The sequence below is a fragment of the Marivirga aurantiaca genome (assembly GCF_016679925.1).
Taxonomy (GTDB): Bacteria; Bacteroidota; Bacteroidia; order Cytophagales; family Cyclobacteriaceae; genus Marivirga; species Marivirga aurantiaca.
This window is the reverse complement of sequence record NZ_JAEQBW010000001.1, coordinates 428211-449562: the sequence shown is the minus strand read 5'-3', so window position 1 is coordinate 449562 and position 21352 is coordinate 428211. Positions and strand designations below refer to the sequence as shown.

Annotated in this window: 21 protein-coding genes; 17 read left to right on the top strand and 4 right to left on the bottom strand. The window is 35.9% G+C overall.

Annotated elements, in window-relative coordinates:
- Nucleotides 1-150: 150 nt before the first annotated feature.
- Both JKA74_RS01965 and JKA74_RS01960 read right to left on the bottom strand, forming a co-directional pair.
- On the bottom strand, nt 151-543 hold the full coding sequence (locus JKA74_RS01965) for a T9SS type A sorting domain-containing protein (RefSeq protein ID WP_201429474.1): 393 nt from the start codon (nt 541-543) through the stop codon (nt 151-153).
- 45 nt (nt 544-588) lie between these two features.
- The gene (locus JKA74_RS01960) at nt 589-2082 is read right to left on the bottom strand and encodes an NAD(P)H-hydrate dehydratase (RefSeq protein WP_201429473.1); all 1494 of its coding nucleotides are present in this window, start codon (nt 2080-2082) and stop codon (nt 589-591) included.
- 220 nt (nt 2083-2302) lie between these two features.
- Here JKA74_RS01960 and JKA74_RS01955 point away from each other — a divergent pair, with 220 nt between their 5' ends.
- From JKA74_RS01955 to JKA74_RS01940, 4 genes are read left to right on the top strand one after another with little or no spacing between them, the layout of a single operon-like run.
- Complete coding sequence (locus tag JKA74_RS01955) at nt 2303-3097, top strand: thymidylate synthase (RefSeq protein WP_201429472.1); 795 nt, start codon at nt 2303-2305, stop codon at nt 3095-3097.
- 32 nt (nt 3098-3129) lie between these two features.
- Nucleotides 3130-4227 (top strand): acyloxyacyl hydrolase, encoded by a 1098-nt coding sequence (locus JKA74_RS01950; protein WP_201429471.1) that lies wholly within the window; start codon nt 3130-3132, stop codon nt 4225-4227.
- 3 nt (nt 4228-4230) lie between these two features.
- The gene (locus JKA74_RS01945; protein WP_201429470.1) at nt 4231-4971 is read left to right on the top strand and encodes a GIN domain-containing protein; all 741 of its coding nucleotides are present in this window, start codon (nt 4231-4233) and stop codon (nt 4969-4971) included.
- Between the two features lie 4 nt (nt 4972-4975).
- Nucleotides 4976-6076, top strand: a complete 1101-nt coding sequence (locus JKA74_RS01940) for an alanine racemase (protein WP_201429469.1) — start codon at nt 4976-4978, stop codon at nt 6074-6076.
- Nucleotides 6077-6214: 138 nt separating this feature from the next.
- On the opposite strand, the gene JKA74_RS01935 is transcribed toward JKA74_RS01940, so the two are convergent.
- Nucleotides 6215-6793, bottom strand: coding sequence for a hypothetical protein (locus JKA74_RS01935; protein ID WP_201429468.1), 579 nt, complete (start codon nt 6791-6793; stop codon nt 6215-6217).
- Between the two features lie 194 nt (nt 6794-6987).
- Here JKA74_RS01935 and JKA74_RS01930 point away from each other — a divergent pair, with 194 nt between their 5' ends.
- From JKA74_RS01930 to JKA74_RS01885, 10 genes are read left to right on the top strand one after another with little or no spacing between them, the layout of a single operon-like run.
- Nucleotides 6988-9426: a YfhO family protein gene (locus JKA74_RS01930; RefSeq protein ID WP_201429467.1), complete on the top strand. Its 2439-nt coding sequence runs from the start codon at nt 6988-6990 to the stop codon at nt 9424-9426.
- The gene (locus tag JKA74_RS01925) at nt 9426-10322 is read left to right on the top strand and encodes a glycosyltransferase (protein WP_201429466.1); all 897 of its coding nucleotides are present in this window, start codon (nt 9426-9428) and stop codon (nt 10320-10322) included. Before JKA74_RS01930 ends, JKA74_RS01925 begins: the two co-directional genes overlap by 1 nt.
- 6 nt (nt 10323-10328) lie before the next feature.
- Entirely contained in the window at nt 10329-11243 is a 915-nt protein-coding gene (locus JKA74_RS01920) for a hypothetical protein (RefSeq protein WP_201429465.1), read from the top strand.
- Nucleotides 11244-11789, top strand: a complete 546-nt coding sequence (locus JKA74_RS20930; RefSeq protein ID WP_201429464.1) for an acyltransferase — start codon at nt 11244-11246, stop codon at nt 11787-11789.
- Complete coding sequence (locus JKA74_RS01910; protein WP_201429463.1) at nt 11786-12475, top strand: cytidylyltransferase domain-containing protein; 690 nt, start codon at nt 11786-11788, stop codon at nt 12473-12475. Before JKA74_RS20930 ends, JKA74_RS01910 begins: the two co-directional genes overlap by 4 nt.
- The gene (locus JKA74_RS01905) at nt 12465-13487 is read left to right on the top strand and encodes an N-acetylneuraminate synthase family protein (protein ID WP_201429462.1); all 1023 of its coding nucleotides are present in this window, start codon (nt 12465-12467) and stop codon (nt 13485-13487) included. The genes JKA74_RS01910 and JKA74_RS01905 overlap by 11 nt, the downstream gene beginning before the upstream one ends.
- Nucleotides 13480-14313: a class I SAM-dependent methyltransferase gene (locus JKA74_RS01900; protein WP_201429461.1), complete on the top strand. Its 834-nt coding sequence runs from the start codon at nt 13480-13482 to the stop codon at nt 14311-14313. The genes JKA74_RS01905 and JKA74_RS01900 overlap by 8 nt, the downstream gene beginning before the upstream one ends.
- Before the next feature lie 9 nt (nt 14314-14322).
- Nucleotides 14323-15690: a glycosyltransferase family 2 protein gene (locus JKA74_RS01895; protein ID WP_201429460.1), complete on the top strand. Its 1368-nt coding sequence runs from the start codon at nt 14323-14325 to the stop codon at nt 15688-15690.
- A gap of 33 nt (nt 15691-15723) precedes the next feature.
- Nucleotides 15724-15987 (top strand): hypothetical protein, encoded by a 264-nt coding sequence (locus JKA74_RS01890; RefSeq protein WP_201429459.1) that lies wholly within the window; start codon nt 15724-15726, stop codon nt 15985-15987.
- A 52-nt stretch (nt 15988-16039) separates the two neighbouring features.
- Nucleotides 16040-16237: a hypothetical protein gene (locus JKA74_RS01885; protein WP_201429458.1), complete on the top strand. Its 198-nt coding sequence runs from the start codon at nt 16040-16042 to the stop codon at nt 16235-16237.
- 65 nt (nt 16238-16302) lie between these two features.
- On the opposite strand, the gene JKA74_RS01880 is transcribed toward JKA74_RS01885, so the two are convergent.
- Complete coding sequence (locus JKA74_RS01880) at nt 16303-17658, bottom strand: alanine/glycine:cation symporter family protein (protein ID WP_201429457.1); 1356 nt, start codon at nt 17656-17658, stop codon at nt 16303-16305.
- Between the two features lie 283 nt (nt 17659-17941).
- Between JKA74_RS01880 and JKA74_RS01875 the strand changes: the two genes are divergently transcribed.
- The 3 genes from JKA74_RS01875 to JKA74_RS01865 are packed head-to-tail and all read left to right on the top strand — an operon-like array spanning nt 17942 to nt 21317.
- Nucleotides 17942-18754, top strand: coding sequence for a DUF3108 domain-containing protein (locus tag JKA74_RS01875; RefSeq protein ID WP_201429456.1), 813 nt, complete (start codon nt 17942-17944; stop codon nt 18752-18754).
- A gap of 26 nt (nt 18755-18780) precedes the next feature.
- On the top strand, nt 18781-20475 hold the full coding sequence (gene menD, locus JKA74_RS01870) for a 2-succinyl-5-enolpyruvyl-6-hydroxy-3-cyclohexene-1-carboxylic-acid synthase (RefSeq protein WP_201429455.1): 1695 nt from the start codon (nt 18781-18783) through the stop codon (nt 20473-20475).
- Nucleotides 20472-21317 (top strand): 1,4-dihydroxy-2-naphthoyl-CoA synthase, encoded by an 846-nt coding sequence (locus JKA74_RS01865; RefSeq protein WP_201429454.1) that lies wholly within the window; start codon nt 20472-20474, stop codon nt 21315-21317. Before menD ends, JKA74_RS01865 begins: the two co-directional genes overlap by 4 nt.
- The last annotated feature ends 35 nt before the right edge of the window (nt 21318-21352 follow it).

The following is a 21352-nucleotide window of genomic DNA, read 5'->3' as shown; positions in this document are numbered from 1 at the left end:
ATCCATTAAAATGATAAAATGTTATTAAAAAGAGTCAATAAACATCAGGAACAATTGCAATCCATAATTATTCTAAAGAGATAAATAAGAAACCAAGTTTTATTTTCCGGTGAAGGTTTACGGAGAATAGAATAGGCTTTGAGGAAATGTTTATTGTTTTAAAAACTTCTTGATATGCTTTTCATTGCCGACAGTCACTAATGCATAATAATGGCCTGAGGCAATATTTCTAAGATTTAATTTATAAAGACCGCTTTCGATCCTTTCTGAAGAGACATTCATTTTATTGCCAATAAAACTCATCACATCAATTTGCACTTTCTGGCCACCCTGCTCTTTAAATTTAATATAGATATATTCCTCAGCGGGGTTGGGATATGCCTCAATTTTCAAAATCTCAATATTTGAATTTTGATTTAAAGCAATTTTTTGCTTAGCCACTTCGTTTCCACTATAAGGTACAATTTTCGAGTACGAATCTTGTACACTCAGATGAGTGATAAGAGCAAATGTGAATAAATATGTGAGTATAATTTTCTTCATATTCTATATAATTACAAATATAGCCAATTTGGTTATAAAATAGTATCAAACGGTTGAAAAACTTCTTTCAGCTTTACCAAAAAATTCTATCATATCGCCAGAACTCATAGAGTTTTCCCCCAATTGATCCTTACAATAATCTCCCGAAAGCCCATGCAAAAATGCTGCCATTTTTGCTGCTTCGAAGGATTTTTTTACCCTGGGATAAATCCCTGCGATGATACCACATAATAAATCGCCACTACCTCCCTTGGCCATGCCAGAATTACCTGTAGAATTAAAGCTAATCTGACCATCACTATTACATACAGCTGTAAATCTGCCTTTCAATAAAGTCACCACTTTATACTTCTGACAAAAGGCTTTTAGTTTTTTTATACGATCAAAATCATTAACAGTTTTCCCCACAAGCCTGTTAAATTCACCGGGATGAGGTGTAAGTATGGTGTTTTCAGGTAACAATTCCAATAACTCCCTGTTTTCAGAGAGGATATTTAATGCATCTGCATCCAAAATCAATTGTCCTCTATAATTTTTCAGTATCTCCTCTAATAAATCTCTCGTTTTCTTTGCTAAGCCTATTGCAGGCCCCATCACAATTATGTCCTGAGTGGAATAATCATGGAAAGTACCTAAAACATACTCATTCTCATCTTTCAAGATCAATGCTTCTGGCACACTTACCTGCACTACATTAATGCTCGGATTACAAACCTGGGCAGTTAACAAACCTATCCCTGAATGTAAAGCTCCTTTCAGCACTAATACAGCAGCCCCCATTTTCCCATAGCCTCCTGCAATTACGGTGAGTCTTCCTCTATTACCTTTATGGCTAAAAGCTGATACTGATTGATAGGATTCAGGGTCAGGTTTGTAAAAGGAAAACTCAGGTTCTATCTGCTTCAAAAATTCCTTGTGCAAACCAATGTCCAGTATGTGCCATTCACCTACAAATTGATGGTTCTCCGGCATCATAAAAGCTAATTTTGGGGTTTGAAAACTTAGCGTATGATCAGCTTGAAAAATGGCGTTACCAGTGGAATGTTGGTCAGCATATATCCCTGATGGTATATCTATTGAGATTTTCACTCCTCTTGTAATATTGATTTTATTAATAATTTCGGCAGGTTTTTTCTCAATATCCCTTGACAAACCTGAACCAAAGATGGCATCAATATAAATTTTATCTCCATGAATCGTACTGAATTCTTCTACCTCCTCAACTAATCGAATAACTGAGATTTCCTGAAGCTTATGCAAGTTCTCATTAAAATCATCAGAGCCGGAATCGCCTAACACCAATAAAACAGCTGCTTTATAGCCATAATTAGCAAGCATTCTGGCAACAGCAAGCCCATCACCACCATTGTTGCCATTTCCTGCCAATACACAAATCTTATAGCGTTTAGAAAAATTAGTCAGAATCCATTTGGCAACCTTTTCACTCGCCCGTTCCATCAGGTCAATGGAAGCAATAGGTTCATTTTTGATAGTAAATTTATCTGCTTCTCGTATTTGTTGGGTAGATAAAATCTTCATTAATGTTGTTTTTATACTCCTTCTCTTTTTAGGATACTTAAAAAGAGAAAGAATGTTTTTGATGAAAAATTCAATGGTATCTCCACTTTTTAATTTCAAAGAAAAAGAATCAAATCTCTCTATTATTTTTCATTACTCAATTTAATAGCTAAAATAATATATATTTATTCTATGCATCTCATCCAGATATGATTAATTTTGAGCTTAAATCCGTATAATTATGCAGCAATATCATCAGTTAATGCAACATATTTTAGATCAGGGAGCTCAAAAAGGAGACCGCACAGGCACTGGAACTCTCAGTGTTTTTGGCTATCAAATGCGTTTTGATCTGCAAAAAGGCTTTCCTTTAGTGACAACAAAAAAAGTACACCTCCGCTCAATTATTCATGAATTATTATGGTTCCTGAAAGGTGATACTAACATTCAATACCTAAAAGAAAATGGCGTTTCCATATGGGATGAGTGGGCTGATGAAGAAGGAAATTTAGGGCCAGTTTATGGTTCGCAATGGCGCAATTGGCCTACACCTGACGGAAAGCATATTGATCAAATTACAGAGGTGATTAATCAAATAAAGAATACTCCCGACTCACGTAGAATGATTGTCAGTGCATGGAATGTAGCTGAAATTTCCAATATGGCTTTGCCTCCTTGTCATGCATTTTTTCAATTTTACGTAGCAGATGGCAAACTTTCATGTCAATTGTACCAGAGATCAGCTGACGTATTTTTGGGCGTACCATTCAACATAGCTTCTTACGCTTTGTTAACTATGATGATGGCCCAGGTTTGTGATTTAAAAGCCGGGGATTTTATACATACATTAGGTGATGCACATCTTTACGCCAACCATATGGAGCAAACAAGTTTACAGTTATCAAGAGAAGCTTATCCCTTACCGGAAATGAAAATCAATCCTGATGTGAAAAACATATTTGATTTCAAATTCGAAGATTTTGAATTGGTAAATTATCAACATCATCCGCATATAAAAGCACCTGTTGCCGTTTGATTTCATATTCAACTTAATTTATTTCATCTAAAGTGTTAAGGAGAAAAACCCTCATTTTATTAATAGTAGGAATGTTCTTGTCCTGCCATTTGTATTCCCAGGAATATGATTGGTGGGTTAATGGTCAGGCGATAAAAGGTTTTGTACTACAGCACAATAAAAAAGTAGGCCATTTAATCAGTGCACATCCTGAAGGTTTTGAAATAAACCTGCAGCAGGAACTCAATGGAAGAAGATATTGGGAAAGCTTATACAACAGACCAATCGTTAATTATGGTCTCTCCTATTATAATCTTTACAATGATCAGCAACTAGGTAGATTATTTATAGCTTCCGCAGCTATGGATTTACCCCTCGCCCGTAAGGAAAAAACCGCACTGTTTATCCGAATAGGAACCGGCCTGGTTTACTGCACCAACCCTTACGATAGAGAATTTAATAATCAGAACACCATGTTGAGTAGTACTATCAGTTATTTGCTTCAAACAAGACTGACGTATGAAATCCAGTTAAACGAAAATTTCAAACTTACCCCTAATTTAAATATCACCCATGCAAGCAATGGAGCATTTACTTCCCCCAACAGGGGAATAAATATTGTTACTGCAAATCTAGGTTTATCTTATAGAATCATTAAAAAAGAGTACCCTGAAACAGACTTGACTTTAGAAGCGCCAAGGGAGAAACTTTATAAATTTTACTTTTTATTTAGTTACGGCAAAGGAACGAAAAGTCTCCAGGTCAGAAAACCCCGAATGTTTTTCAATTTGGCAATGATGGGACACAAAACCCTGAATCCCAAAAGTGATTTGCAATTTGGAATTGAATATTTTCACAATTTGGGATTAAGGGAAGAAATACGGGGGAACTGGTTTTTAAATGATGAAGAAAGATTAGTTGATTTCAGGAGGGTTGGCCTCTTGATTGGGCATGAATTGAAAGCAGGTAAATTAGGTTTTATCTCACAACTGGGTGTGTATGTTTACAACCCAAGTAAATCCAGAATGCCGGTATATCAACGTTATGGGTTAAAATATCAACTTCAAAAGCATCTGATTGTACAAACATCGCTCAAAGTACATGCCGCTACCGCAGAGCAAGCAGAACTTGGCCTTGGATGGAAATTTTGAAATATGAAAGGAATCTTTAAAATAGCGGTTTATTCACTTTTCGTGTTATTGTCTGCCTGTGACTCGGAAGAAGCATTTGATTGTGTAAAAAAGCCAGGAGATATAGAAACTAAGGTTATAACTGAATTTCCTGAATTCAATGATTTAGTGATCCACGATGATATTTCATTGCAAATAATAGAAGATGAATCTGAGTATTTCGAATTGACATATGGGAAGAATTTGATCTCCAAAATCAATTTTAAGTTAGAGAATGACTCACTTTTATTAACTAATGACAACTTTTGTAGTTGGGCGAGGGATTATCAAAAACCATTGTTAAAATGGCATACCAATAAAGAAAGTATTTACATTAATTCTCAAACTACCGGAGAAATATTTAATACGGATACACTACGAAAGAATCTTCAAATTCATACCAGGGAAATTTCAAATGAAATAGAACTATTTGTATCTAATAATGCTACGGTTTTAAGTAGCAGCTCTATTTCCAATTTCCATATTTCAGGTAATTCTAATAGTATGAAAATTTTTTCTTACTTCAGTGACAGTCGTTTTGAATTAGGAAACTTTGAAGTAAATCATATCAGCGTTTTACAAAGAGGATTTAACGATATTATTGTGCATGCTAAGGACAGCTTAATTGGGAGCATCGAAAATGCCGGACGAGTGCTTTATTATGGAAACCCTGGGGTTAAAATGGTAGTTCAAAATGGTGGGAAACTCATTAAACTTGAGGAGTAATCGCATGAAAATCATACAACCAACTTTGCTATTAAACGAAGAAACATGCCACCGCAATATTCAAAATATGGTGGATAAGGCAAAGAAGCATAACTGCATTTTAAGACCTCATTTTAAAACCCATCAGTCGGCAGAAATTGGACAGTGGTTTAGGCAACAAGGTGTTACAAAATGTGCAGTATCTTCATTGGGAATGGCTATTTATTTTACCAATGCCGGTTGGAAAGACATTACAGTAGCATTTCCATTAAACGTTTTGGAAAGCGATAAAGTAAATGAATTAGCTAAAAAGATCACCTTAAATATATGCATTGAATCTCTTGAAACAGCAGAAATCCTATCCCATTTCATTCAGCATTCTGTGAATATTTTTATAAAAGTAGATGCCGGTTATCACAGAACCGGAATAAATACTGATGATTTTCAACAAATAGAAGCAATCTTACAAAAGATAAATGATAACCCGTTGTTAAATTTCAAAGGCTTTCTCCAACATGCGGGACACACCTACCAGGCAAAAGGAAAGCTGGAAGTGGATCAAATTCATCAATCAACTTCTGCAAAAATGATTGCCTTGAAAGAAAGATTTATCTCTGAATATCCTAATTTAATTATTTCAAATGGCGACACACCCACTTGTAGCTTAAGCGAGCATTTTGAACATATTGAGGAGATGCGTCCTGGTAATTTTGTGTTTTATGATGTAATGCAGGCTGAAATAGGTTCCTGCAGTTATGAAGAAATTGCAGTAGCTATGGCATGTCCTGTAGTGGCCAAACATCCTGAAAGAAATGAAATCATTATATATGGTGGGGCTGTGCATCTTTCTAAAGAGAGGGTTACTAACAAAGATGGAATTACTATTTATGGATTAGTAGCTGAACCACACACATCAGGCTGGGGCAAACCTATTGAGGGGCTTTATGTGAAAAAACTATCGCAGGAACATGGCACTATTCATGCACCAGATGCATTTATAGAAAAAGTAAAAATTGGTGACATACTCTATATTTTACCAATACACTCTTGTTTAACTGCAAACTTAATAGGACAATACAGCACTTTAAAAGGTAAAGAAATAGGAATGTACAGGTTTGGGTTTTGAGTTAAATCTTTCGGAGTAAAATTAGTTTAAACCCGTAAGATTTTTTTTTAAGGCTATACAATTAAAATAAAGCTTTTGATAATGCTCTTTTCATACTTTATTTTTGTTTTTAGAAAAGTAACTCTCAGGTACTAAAAATTAATTTTCGGGTGACACCATAATATGCGCCCTATGTGTTCCGGGATTCATTATCCATGGCCCGCCCGGAACGAGTGGTCTGATAGGAAGCCCTGTCGATTCAGCTGTGGCAAAAGGAATATATACTACATATCTTAATTTTGTATCTTCCAATTCACCTGATTCAGCATTGATTTTTCCTTCTCCACCATAAAGCACATGCAAAGTAGATGGATTTTCAGGCATCTTCAAAGCCCCGGATTTTGCTTCTTCCTCCCGTATTTTAAAAATTTCATCTGGTTTCTTTCCTTCTTTTCTTAATTCTTCCCCTCTTTTCATAAAAGGCACCAAATCCTGATGGTAACACACTACCTGGAATCCTTCTTTGTTGGGGTCATCGGCCACACAAATCATTTCATTCTTCCCTTCTCTTAAAGTAAGCAAATCACCATCTTCATTATAGCCTAAAACCGTAGCTTCTGCTTGCTTTTCCGGAGGAGCCGCTTTTACAGCAGTATTTATCTGATACTCCTTATTAGGAATTTGTGCCTCACAGGCAAAAAAAGCAGTAACGAAAACTAAAAACAATAGCTTTTTCATTTCTTCTGATTTTAAGATTGAATCATTAAATTAACATATTTTTGAACGGATGTAAATATTTATACGACATATTATTACTTTGTTTTTTTAATAACAGGATTCCGTCATCAACAACTAAATTAGTAATTCGGTTTACTTGCATTTTGGAGCAATTTTATAAATGCCTATTATTGCAGTTCATAAGCTCTTTCAAAATGAATCAGAAATTCAATTTAAAAAATCTAGCCCCTCACATTTTAGCAGTTGTAGTTTTCATTATTATCAATGTAGTAATGTACTGGCCCTTGTTTCTTGAAAATAAAACATTGAACCAAAATGACATATTGCAAGGTGCCGGAGCTAACCAGGAAATTATAGAACATAGAGAAGCTACTGGTGAAGAAGCCTTATGGACAAACGGGATGTTCAGTGGTATGCCTGCTTACCTTATTAATGTTCAGTGGTCAGGAGAACTCACTAAGCACATAAGAAAGGTCATTAGCTTTGGTTTACCTTCCCCTGCCAACCATACTTTTGTTGCCATGCTGGCTTTTTATATTTTACTACTGGTTTTCAGGGTTAACCCCTATCTGGCAATAGCCGGAGGATTTGCTTACGGCTTAAACACCTTTTTTCTCATAAGCGTGGAAGCAGGCCATATTTGGAAAGTAGCAGCTATCAGTTATATGCCATTGGTTTTAGCGGGCATTGTACTGACCTTCAGGAAAAAATATCTGCTAGGGTTTGTATTAACAGCACTTGCAATGGCATTGGAGATCAGCTCCAATCATTACCAAATTACGTATTATCTGTTATTTATTGTTCTGATTTTTGGGGTTTTTAAATTAATTGATGCCATTAAAAATAAAACCCTGCCTGAATTCGGTAAAACTATAGGAATACTTATTATAGCCGTTTTATTGGGAATAGGTGCCAATATTGGTAAAATATGGACAGCCTATGAATATGGTAAGTATTCAATTAGAGGGCAGGCAGTTTTAAGCTCCAACACACAATCAACAGGTGGACTTGACAGAGATTATGCCTTTGCCTGGAGTAATGGTATTTGGGAACCTCTTACCTTTTTAATTCCTAACTTTTATGGAGGAGCTTCACAGGAAGAAGTATCAATGAATTCCAAACTGGCAGAAGGTTTAAGAAAACAGGGGGCAGGCAGCGGTCAGATCAGGAGTTTTGTAAAATCAGTACCCACTTATTGGGGAGATCAACCTTTTACCAGCGGCCCTTATTATTTAGGAGCTATTGCTATATTTCTTTTTGTATTGGGCATTTTAGTTGTTAAAGGTCCGGTTAAATGGTGGCTGGTAATTGCTTCAGTTTTGGGAATTGTACTTTCCTGGGGAGATAATTTTGAAGCATTTAACTACTTTATGTTCGACTACTTTCCCGGTTATAATAAGTTTAGGTCTGTATCAATGACTGTTACCATACCTTTTTTATGTATGCCTTTATTAGGATTTATTGGCCTGCAAAAGCTGATAGATGAAGACTGGAATAAAACAAAAAAGTCATTATTTTATGCTGCTGGAGTAGTTGCAGGCTTATGTCTAATCTTTATAGCAGGGTCTTTTATGATGAGGTTCCGGGGAACAGTAGACCCTCAATTAGGTGATCAGGCCTGGTTAGTAGACCTCATTCGGGACCAACGTGCTTCCATGATGAGAGGCGATGCCTTCAGATCTTTAATTTTTGTAGTACTAGCCGCAGCAGTTATCTATTTCATGGGAGAAAATAAGATCAAAAAATATACTGCCATTTTATTAATTGCGGGTCTTATTTTAGTAGACTATATCCCTGTAGCAAAACGTTATCTGAATGATGAGAATTTTAAAAGAGATGTTAAAGGTTCATTTTTTGCTAAAAGTCAAGCAGATGAACGTATCCTTCAGGATGATGGACATTACAGAGTGCTAAATTTAAATAACCCATTTAACGAAGCACGTACCTCCTACTATCATTCCTCTATTGGAGGTTACCATGGTGCTAAAATGAGACGTTATCAGGATTTGATAGAATATCATTTACAGTCGGAAATAAATGAACTGATTGAAGGCCTGAGAGCGGGAAATACTGATTTTTCAGATTTTGATGTCATCAATATGTTAAATACCAAATACATTAAATTTGGTGCAGAGGCAGGGCAGGTAATAGTCAACCAGGCTGCTTTGGGTAATGCCTGGTTTGTAAGAAATCTTCAGAAAGTAAATACTCCGGATGAAGCAATTGAAGCCCTTGGCAATATTGACACTGAAAATACTGCAGTTATCAATAGCAGTGAATTTACCGTGGCTGAAAACAGCTTTATGGATGGCACAATAGAACTTGATTCCTATGCGCCCAATCAATTGGAATACAGCAGTAAAAATGCTGATAAAGGTTTAGCTGTATTCTCAGAAGTATATTATCCCAAAGGATGGAAGGCCTATATTGACGGCAAGGAAGTTGAAATATTGCAGGTGAATTACGTGTTAAGAGCTTTGGAAATTCCTGCAGGAGAACATGAAGTAGTGTTTAAATTTGAGCCTCAAGCTTATTATATCGGAAATAAAATCATGATGGGCAGCTCCATAGTTTTGATTCTCTTGCTTTTGGGAAGTCTTTTTTATTCCGTTAAAAAATCAAAAGTGGTTTAATGGTATCCGTAATAGTATGTACTTACAACAGGGAAAAATATTTACCTGATTGTCTAAAGCATTTGTCCCGGCAAACAAAGCAGACAGATGGTTATGAGGTATTAATTATCGATAATAAAAGTACAGATAGCACTGCTCTTATTGCTAAAGAATTTATAGTTACCAATCCTGATATAGAAATACGTTATTATCTGGAAGAAAACCAGGGACATACCTTTGCCAGAAATAGAGGTATTAAGGAATCAAGAGGTGAAATACTAACATTCATTGATGATGATGCTTTTGTAGATGTGGACTTTGTGAAAAACATACAAGATTATTTTGATACAAATCGGGAGGTCCAGGCGCTTGGGGGCAAAATAAAGCCTGTTTATGAAGTCGAAGAGCCTAAATGGATGTCAAAATATCTACTGACTTTAGTCTCTGCCATTGATTTAGGTAATCAGCCTAAAGCTTTTGGAGGAAACAAGTTTCCTATAGGAGCTAATATGTCATTCAGAAAAAGAGTATTTAAAAAATATGGCCCTTTTAATGTGGAATTAGGAAGAAGAGCTGAGGGTTTGGAAGGAGGAGATGAAAAGGAAATGTTTTTGAGAATGAAGAAGAACAATGAAATAATTCATTATGTACCGTCCGTAAAAATAGATCATATTATACCAGAAAAAAGGACTAAAATTGAGTATATCAAAGGCTTAGGTATTGGTGTAGGTAGAAGTGAAAGAAAAAGGTTGAAAGGAAGCAGTTTAAATGAAAAGGCTGAGAAGTTTATGAGTGAGCTAATCAAAGTTAGCGGTACATTTGTTTTATTTTTCATCTACCTGCTGAAATTTAGATTTCAGGCAGCAGCTATGCTAGTGAAATTTAGATTTTGGGTTTTAAAGGGGTATTTAAAGTAAGGATAGATGTCTTTAATAAAAATAAGAGATTTTGTGATTAGCATATTTGATGTAGTACTCTCTATAATCAAGATTATCTTTTTAACAAAAATCACCTTTAATTCTAAATTAAAATCTTATCGTGATCAGTCTTTAATTATTTTAGCCAACGGACCCTCGTTAAATTCCACCTTAGAGAACCATGAATTTCTTAATAAACATAATCTTCTTTGCGTAAACTATTTTGGTAGAACAGATGAATACGTAAAATTAAAACCCTCTTTTTATGTAATCACTTCCTTAGAATATTTTTTTAAAGACGAAAAAGAAGAACTTGTAACTATACGGAAAAGAACACTGGAAGACATTGCAACAAAAACTGATTGGCCTCTGATTCTTTTCTTACCAGCCAAAGCAAAACAGCAAAATGAATGGAAAAAAATATTTATTAATAATACCAACATCTCTATTTACTATTTTAATACCACTCCTATTTCAGGATTCAGCTGGTTTTCTAACTTTTGCTATTCAAAAAACATTGGAATGCCTAGACCTCATAACGTTCTAATTCCATCACTTATCCTTTCAATAAAAATGCATTTCTCTGAGATTTATGTTGCCGGAGCAGATCATAGTTGGCTAAAAGAGATCAATGTCACCGAAGAAAATGAAGTATTACTCAGTCAAAAACATTTTTATGATCATGAGGCAAAAAAACAAAGCAAGGACAAAGATATGTCTTTTCCTAAACCAATGTATCAGGGAGGAACCACCAAAACCAGAAAATTACATGAGGTCTTGGAGAAATTTTACTATACATTTCGTTCGTACTGGAAAATAAAAAGCTTTTCCGAAGCAAAAGGTGTGAAAATTTATAATGTGACCCCTATTAGCTATATTGATGCTTTTGAAAGATTTGATATTTCAAATAAGCAAAATTAAATGAGCCAGCTGCGAAAACATCTGAAATTTACATGGAAAAACCGTTGGAGAGCTTTATTGCAGAGAACCCGACTTGGCTTTTTAGGAGAACAAGTTTTCATTGATAAAAACGTAGAATTACAGCGATTCCCAAAAAATATTTCAATTGATGATTTTGTAGTTTTAAAAGAAGGAAGTCGCATTTGTGCTTGCAATGAAAAGGCTAAAGTAAGCATAGGTAAAAACACTACTGTTGGATTTCAAACCTTTATTTTTGCCTCAGAAAAAATCTCTATTGGAGATGATTGCCTTATTGCTCCATTCGTTTATATAGTGGATAGCGATCACTCTGCTGAAAAAGGGAAACTAATTAATCAACAGCCTAATATGACCTCAGCAGTAAAGATTGGTAATGATGTTTGGATTGGCACTGGAGCAAAGATTTTGAAAGGAACTACAATTGAAGATGGGGCTGTAATTGCGGCTGGAGCGGTGGTTTCGGGACTTGTAAAAAGCAATGAAATATTTGGCGGAATTCCTGCTAAAAAAATCAGTGAAAGAAAATGAAGGTAGGAATAATTATCATTTGTCGATATAATTCTTCCAGACTTCCAGGGAAAATACTTAAGGAGATCAATGGAAAACCTTTGCTCTCTTACATACTTGAAAGATTACAACAGTCTAAATATCATAAAAATATAGTGATTGCCACTTCAGATGAAGAAACCGATCAACCCATTGTAGATTATTGCATACAAGGTAATATCCCATATTTTAGAGGAGATTTGAAAAACGTCAGTCTTCGATTTGCAAAATGTATGCAGTTCTTCAATTTTGATTATGGAGTAAGAATTAATGGTGATAATATATTCACAGATCCTAAACTTGTAGATCAAGCCATAGATTTAGCACTGAAAAACGATTACGACTTTGTATCCAATGTAAAGGGCAGGACTTTCCCAACAGGTATGAGCGTGGAAGTGGTTTCATCTAAATTTTACAATGAGCAAATTCATAACTTTAGCGAAGAACGCCATCTAGAGCACGTGACCCTATATTTTTATGAAAATGAAAAAGCAGGTAACTTTTATTTCTTCACTAATGAAGAGATGGAGGAAGCAAAAGGTTTAAAAATGGCGGTAGATACCCAAAATGATTTTACCTTTGTTAGCTCAATTATAAAAAAGATGGATAAACCACACTTTTCTTATGATTGGAAGGCGATTACAAAAATTTATTTGAATGAACAATAATTGGAAAGGAAAGCACGGGCCATTGCTTATAGCAGAAATTGGAGGAAATCATGAGGGGGACTTTGAATATGCTAAAAAATTAACGCAATTAGCGATAGATTCTGGTGCTGATTATGTGAAATTTCAGATATATACTGGAGATGGTTTGGTCAGTGAAATAGAAAGTCCTGACCGTAATCAGCATTTCAAGAAATTTGAATTAAGTCCTGAGCAACATATTGAATTAGCTGAAATGTGTCGTAATCAAAAAGTCGGCTATACCGCTTCTGTTTGGAACTTTGATGCACTAGATTGGATAAATCCTTATATGGATTTTTTCAAAGTTGGCTCTGGCGATCTTACTGCCTATCCAATGCTTCAGAAATTGGCGAAATATAAAAAGCCGATTTTAATATCAACAGGATTGGCCAGTGAAAAAGAAGTGGTTGAAGCTGTAGCTTTTCTTAGAGAACAAAATGAATTCTATAAAAAGAAGGAAAGTATAGCGGTATTACAATGTACTTCTATGTATCCTATCAATGATTCGGATGCAAATTTAAATGTAATGCATCGTTTCAAAGAACTTTTGAATTGTGCAATTGGCTATTCGGATCATACGGAAGGCAGTTATGCAATGGAAATTGCTGTAGCTATGGGCGCTGAAATACTGGAATTCCATTTCACTGACGATAGGACTGGTAAAACTTTTCGAGATCATAAAGTATCCCTAACTAAAAGTGAGGTCCAGGAATTAATTCAAAAGATTAAATTAATTAATACATTAAAAGGATCCTCAGAGAAGAAAGCACTGCATATTGAAATAGAGAATGGTCATCTCATTTCTTTTAGAAGAGCAATATATCCAAGTCGTGATATTAAATCAGGTGAAATTTTAACTGAAGAAAATCTAACCATATTACGTCCAGCACATGGATTAGACCCAAGAGAATGGCAAAGTGTTTTGGGTAAAAGAGCCAAAACTGATCTTATGAAAAGTCAAAAAATCAATTATAATAATTTAAGTAATGAGTGATCAAGTAGTATGTAACCTTTGCGGAAGCATTGATAAAAGTGAAAAAATATCCGAGGTAAGATCAAAGCCGGATCTGGAAACCGACTATGGGATAGAAAAGGGAAAATATTTTAGAATCATCTATCACTGTTTGGAATGCTCTGCTTACTTTAATCATTATTCTCCTACTCTACTTCCTGAAAGTTTTTATTCTGGCTTTTATAATAGCTCAATTGATTCTGGTAAGCTAATTGAAAGATTTAAGAGAATTACTTCATTATCTTTTGAAGAGTCTGATAATAAACAGCGTGTAAAAAGAATTGTAGAGTTTTTAACCACTTCCGAAAACTTTAAATTAGATGCTGTTGATTTACTTGATGTGGGAACTGGCACAGGCGTGTTTCTCCACGAAGCGAAAAAGTTTATAAACAATATATACTGTGTTGATCCGGATCCGCATTCAATTAAATTGGTGAAAGAATTAATAGCAGTGAATAATGCATGGGTAGGGTCTGTGGAAAATATTCCTACTGATTTCAATTTTGATTTTATAAGCTTTAATAAAGTATTGGAGCACGTTGAAGACCCTATAAATCTGCTAAAGAATGCAGTTTCACATCTGAAAGAAAATGGTGTTATTTACATTGAGCTGCCATATTCTGACTTCATAATTTCTGAAGAAAAACAGAAAGTGCGGGCCGAATTTTTTATTGAGCATTTGGTTATATATAATCGAAATTCACTGGAATACTTAATAAAAAAAGCTGGTCTCTTCAATCTTCATATGGATGTAATTATCGAGCCCAGTGGAAAACATTCCATATTTGCCTTTTGTAAAGTACAATAATTAAAATCTATGGATTCAAGTCAACTTATTTCTGTTTATATAACTAATCATAATTATGATAAGTATTTGAAGCAATCCATTGAAAGTGTTTTAAACCAAACTCTTCAGGATTTTGAATTGCTAATTATTGATGATGGTTCAACTGATAATAGCAGAGAAATTATTGAGCAATTTAGAGAGCATCCGAAAATAACGGTGATATATCAAAACAACAAAGGACTGAATATCACTAATAATATAGCCATGCGCGCTGCAAATGGGAAGTACTTAATGCGCTTGGATGCTGATGACTTTCTGGAAAAAGAGGCCTTGGAAAAAATGAGTTTAGCCCTTGAAAGCGATGATGAATTAGGCTTGGTTTTTCCTGACTACTACTATGTTGATGCTGAAGGAAATAGAACAGGGATAGAGCAACGTCATAATTTTGAAAAAGAAGTTTCACTTTATGATCAACCCGCTCATGGTGCCTGCACAATGATAAGACTTCAATTCTTAAAAGAATTGGGAGGATATAATGAAAGCTTTACTTGTCAGGACGGCTATGATCTTTGGATTAAGTTTGTGACTCATCACAAAGTAGGCAACATCAATACGCCTCTATTTTCTTATAGAAGACACGGTAGCAATCTTACCACTAATGAAGAGAAGATTTTAGCAACCAGAAAGCAGATTAAATCTGTTTTTGTAAAGGAGAATTTTGTCACTCCTTTTACAATTGGCATTATTCCGGTCAGGAATACTTTTATAGGAGATGTAAATTTACCCTTACATGAAATTAATGGTAAAAGTTTGCTGTCGATGAAAGTGAAAGAATGCCTCAAATCATCTAAAATAGAAAAAATTGTAATCTCTTCTTCCGATCAGGAAATAATCAATTATGCTAAGAAGCATTTTTCTGAATTTGATAAAATAAGCATAATTGAAAGACCTAAATTATTTTCTGCTCCTAACCAGACATTATATGATACCATAGAGCAGGTATTGAAAATTGAAAAAGATCATTATAAAAATATTGAAGCAGTAATGACTATTTCCATTGAATATCCTTTTCTTGAATATGAAACTATTGATGAGGCGATAGATACATTAATGTTATTTAAATCTGATACTGTAATGAGTGTAAGACCTGATAACAGAATGTATTACCAGCACAATGGAGCCACTCTTCAGCCCATACTGGATCAGGAAAAATTCACTAAACTTGAAAGAGAAGCTTTATATAAAAGTGCGGGTGGAATAGTATTATCCACAGTGGAAAATCTACTTAAAAATAAAAAAATGGCTTCAGGAAAGATAAGTCATATAGTAGTGGATCAAAAAAGTGCCTTTGGGGTTTTCGGACAATTTGATTTTGAAATAATGCAGAAAATGATTTGAATCCGCCATTTATTAATTTTACTGAAGGATTATGTGAGTATTGGAAATGAAAGCCCAAATTCAGTATTAGATATTTCACAACATACCACGGGCAATGAAAAAGATATTGAAATATCGTTAAATAGAAATGACGGGGTTTTGAACCTAATCAACTTAACACTTTATGATGGTGATTTTCAGGCAAGGATTTCTGCAAGATCAACTCATGATTATTTCCCTGGAATTGTATTAACAATAACTCCCTCTTCTGCCCTTGAAAATTCAAGGGCAATACTTTTAAGGGGGTGGGAAATTTAGCCTCTTAGTAAATTCGGATATCTTACAAATCCAAAACAACCTTTAAGACTTAATGACAGTGAAATCCAGCGGCAATGTAGGTATTAGAACTACAACACCTAAATCAAAACTTCATGTAACTGAAGGAGATATTTATATAGAAGATGCCACAAAGGGTGTTATTATGACTTCTCCTGACGGTAACTGCTGGAGAATGACTGTAGGCAATGATGGAAATCCTGCTTTTACAGCAACTACTTGTCCTGAATAAAGATTTTAAAAATTCTATCCCAAAAAGGCAACTGAGATCAGTTGCCTTTTTTATGCCTATTAAATCTATATATCCACTTTCTTAAAATACACCTTAGCTGCCGCGATCACTTTTGGTGACAGTAGTAAAGCTGAAATCATTGTGGGAAATGCCATTAGCGCATACATTCCATCTATCAGGCCTATCACAGCACCTAGTGATGTAACTGATCCCCAAACTACCATACCAATATAAAAATACTGGTAATAGCGAATATATTCTGCTCCGAAAAGGTAAGAAAAACATTTCCCTCCATAGTATGAATAGCTAAACAATGAAGTAATGGCGAATGTCACTAATGCTATCATTAAAATAAACCGTCCTCCATAAAGAGAATCGTCAAAGGCTTTGATGGTAAGGGTAACTCCACTTACTCCCTCTGTATGTTCCTGCCAAATACCTGTAATTAAAATGGCCAAAGCAGTCATAGTACATACTACTATGGTATCAATGGCAGGTCCCAACATTGCTACCAAACCTTCACGGATTGGCTCATTTGTTTTAGCAGCTCCGTGTGCCATGGGCGCTGTACCAATACCAGCTTCATTGGAAAAGGCCGCACGCCTGGCCCCTGCTATGATAATAGCCCCCACTGCACCACCTAATACTGAATCTGCCGTAAAAGCATCTGTGAAAATTAAAGTCAGGTTTTCAGGTACAACCTGATAATTAAGAACTAAAATAGCCACAACAGCAATTACATAAAGGCCAACCATGATAGGTACCAAACTTCCTGCTACTGTGCCAATCCTTTTGATTCCACCCAACATCACCATGGCTACAATAATAGCCAGTATAATACCAATAGTAATACGTACTGCAAAAGTCATTTCTACACCTAAAGGGATAAGCAACCCCTCTCCCAACGCAGCTGTCAATTGATTGGACTGAAAACTGGGAATAGTTCCAAACATTCCTGCCACACAAAACAATACTGCCAAAGGCTGCCATTTCTTACCTAACCCTTCTCGAATGACATACATAGGTCCCCCTTGTAATTGGCCTAAAGAATCCTTTCCACGATACATTACAGCCAAAGTACAGGTAAAGAATTTAGTAGCCATGCCAACAAATGCGCTAACCCACATCCAGAATATAGCTCCGGGACCACCCATTGTTATGGCTACTGCCACCCCACTTATATTACCCATACCTACTGTAGCCGCCAGGGCAGTAGAAAGTGCCTGATAATGGTTGATATCCCCTTCTCCTTTCTCTCCATCATACTTCCCCCTTAATATCTGAATGGCATGTCTGAAATAACGAAAAGGTAAAAAACGGGAATATAAAAGAAAAAAAAGACCTCCTCCCATTAGTAATATTAAAAGAGGACTACCCCACATAAAATTACCAAATGCCTTGAATATAATTTCTAATGTCATGAAAACGCTGTTGAATAAAGTGCTAAAGTAATAAACTATTGCTACTACAAAACCAAATAACCTCTTTTATATAAATGTCAAATCAGTATAAATTAATTTTCTTAAATAATGTTTGGAATAAATATCACATATTGGGAATAGTTTAAATGTCAATTGATTTTAATTAGGAGTTAATAAAACTATAACTAACAGGTAAAGCCTCTATTAATACCATCCTATTCAACCATTTTTTATAATTTATCATTATTGAAAACATTTTAACCTCCAAACGTTTAGCAATTTAATGAAATACATAATTCTCAGTTTTCTCTTCTTGTTAATACCCTATCAGGGAAAGTCACAATGTCTTCCACAAAAAACAGCTTACCAATCCGGGGAGGTGATCTGGTATGACGTAAAGTACAATTGGGGTTTTATTTGGGTAGATGCTGCTGAAGTAAAGTTTGCGGTGGAAGATGCCAAATGGGAAGGAAAAGATGCCTATTGGTTCCAAGGTTACGGCCGTTCCATGCCTAAATGGGATTGGGTGTATAAAGTACGGGATTCTTTTGATGCCATAGGCACTATACAACAACTTAAACCTTTATATTTTCACAGAAACACAAACGAAGGCGGCTACAAAGTCAGTGAAAAATACTGGTTTAACAAGGAAACAAAAACAATCCGATCCTCCATCATTACATCAAAGCAAGAAGAAAAAGTAGAAAAGACTATACCATACAACGATTGTATATTTGATGTACTTACTGCTATTTATTATGCAAGAAACCTGGATTTCTCTCCTTACACTATCAATGAAAAGATTCCTTTCAATTTAATTGTAGACGGGAAAGTTCATAACCTTTTTGTCCGTTATTTGGGCAAGGAAATAATGGAAATGCCATCCGGAGAAAGGTATAAAAGCATAAAATTCAGTGCCTTACTCGTGGAGGGTACTATTTTCGATGGTGGGGAGGATATGACGGTATGGGTGACAGATGATCAAAATAAAATCCCCCTAAAAGTAGAGGCTAAAATTCAGGTTGGCTGGGTGAAGGCATTTCTAAAAAGTACAAAAGGTTTAAAATATCCTGAATTAAAGCCATTGGATGAATAAATAGTTGGTTAAATTGCCACCTAATTATGTCACAAATATCCATTAACAATATAGCAGAAATATGTAGCCAGCTTGGTATCAGGAAAGCTATTATTTCACCCGGAAGCAGAAATGCCCCTTTAACCCTGGCGTTCAGCCGGCATCCTCAATTCGAATGCTTTTCTATCAGCGATGAACGCTCAGCAGCCTTTATCGGATTAGGAATGGCGCAGGCAGATAAAAATCCTGTAGCATTGATTTGCACCTCAGGCTCTGCTGCCTTAAACTATGCCCCCGCAGTAGCTGAAGCCTTTTTTCAGGAAGTTCCACTATTAGTGATTACAGCAGACAGGCCACCGGAATGGATAGATCAATGGGACGGGCAGACCATTCGGCAGGAAAATATTTTCGGAAAACATGCTAAGAAGAGTTACCATTTACCCATAGACCTCTCACATCAGGATGTCCGAATGCACGCCTATAGAATGGTAAATGAGGCAATTATGGAATGTAATTCAGATGCTCCCGGACCTGTACATCTGAATATTCCTTTTCGTGAGCCCTTTTATCCTACACAAGGTTCTGAGTGGAGCTATAACAAGGATGTACCAATTATGATAAAAAGCACTGTTGAAACTCAATTATCAACAAATGCTGCGGAAAAACTCTTAGGTGAATTTGCTAAAAAGTCCAGGATCGCCTTCCTATTGGGGCAGGATGATTATTCTGATTTGTTTCTGGAATTGGTTGACACAGTTTCACAGCGCTTAAATATTCCTGTATTTGCTGATGTTATTTCCAACGGACATACTTTAAAAAATGCTGTAACCTTACCGGATAGTATCTGTATGAACCATCATACAGCAACTGATGAAACACATATTCCCGAGCTCCTGATTAGTTTTGGAAAATCTATCATTTCCAAAAACCTGAAATTATTTCTCAGAAAGAATGTTTCTAATCAGTGGCATGTTTCGGTGGAACGCTCCTTTTTAGCTGATCCATTCCATTCTTTGAAACAACTGATTACGGCTTCCCCTGTTAATTTTCTATCCTTATTTGAGAAAGCAGTAGAAAAGCCGTCTGGTTTTTTGGAGATATGGAGACAAAGTAATGAGGAGAGTCATGAAAAAACTGCTGATTTTTTAACAGAGCAAAAGATCTTTAATGAATTCTCAGCGCTCAATTTTATAATGAAGGGCTTACCAAAAGAAAGCAATTTACACTTAGCCAACAGTCTGAGTGTACGCTACGCCAATTTCATAGGTTTAAACCCTGACAACAAGATAAAGGTATGGGCCAACCGAGGCACCAGCGGGATTGATGGCTCCAACAGCACCGCGATGGGGCATGCGCTTGCAGCAAATGAAAAGCAACATTTCCTCATTACAGGTGACGTAGCCTTCTTTTATGATAGAAATGCATTTTGGCACAACTATGCTTATAACAACTTAAAAATTATCCTTATAAACAATCAGGGTGGGTCCATTTTTCGAATGATTACAGGCCCACAGGAACAAGCTGAACTCGAAGAATTTTTTGAAACCAGGCAAATGCTCAATGCAAAAAGCTTGTGTAAAGAATTTAACATTTTACATTTAGAAGCTGATTCTTACTCCATTTTAGAAGACCATCTGGAAACATTTTATCAAACAAAATCTACCGTTATTTTAGAAATAAAATCAAACAGCAAGCATAATCAACAAATATTTGAAGACTTTAAAAACCATCTTAAATCATGAATAACATCACCTGGACTACCGTAAAAGAATATACTGATATCACTTATAAAAGAGCTGGAAATGTAGCTAGAATTGCTTTCAACAGACCTGAAGTGCGTAATGCCTTCCGCCCAAAAACCACATCAGAATTATTTGATGCTTTATTGCATGCCCGGGAAGACGATGAAATTGGAGTAGTATTACTATCTGCCGAGGGGCCTTCCCCTAAAGATGGTATTTACGCCTTTTGCAGTGGGGGCGATCAAAAAGCGCGTGGCGAACAAGGCTATGTAGGAGATGACGGTGTAGCCAGATTGAACATCCTGGAAGTGCAGCGCTTAATCCGCTTTATGCCAAAAGTGGTGATTGCCGTTGTTCCCGGCTGGGCTGTTGGTGGCGGACATAGTTTGCATGTTGTTTGTGATATGACTTTAGCCAGTAAAGAACATGCAATTTTTAAACAAACCGATGCAGATGTAACCAGCTTCGATGGCGGTTATGGGTCAGCCTATTTGGCTAAAATGGTGGGTCAGAAAAGAGCCAGGGAAATCTTCTTTTTGGGTAGAAATTACTCAGCACAGGAAGCCTTTGATATGGGAATGGTAAATGCCGTTGTTCCCCATGCAGAGCTGGAAGACACTGCCTACCAGTGGGCTCAGGAAATATTGGAAAAGTCTCCTCTATCTATTAGAATGTTGAAATTTGCTTTCAATGCCACAGATGACGGCATGGTAGGTCAACAGGTTTTTGCCGGTGAGGCCACTCGTCTGGCTTACATGACAGAAGAAGCCAAAGAGGGCAGAAATGCATTCCTTGAAAAAAGAAAACCTGATTTTAACAAGTTTAAAAGGGTGAGCAATTAAGTTATATAAACCCGCAAGATTTTGAAAATCTTGCG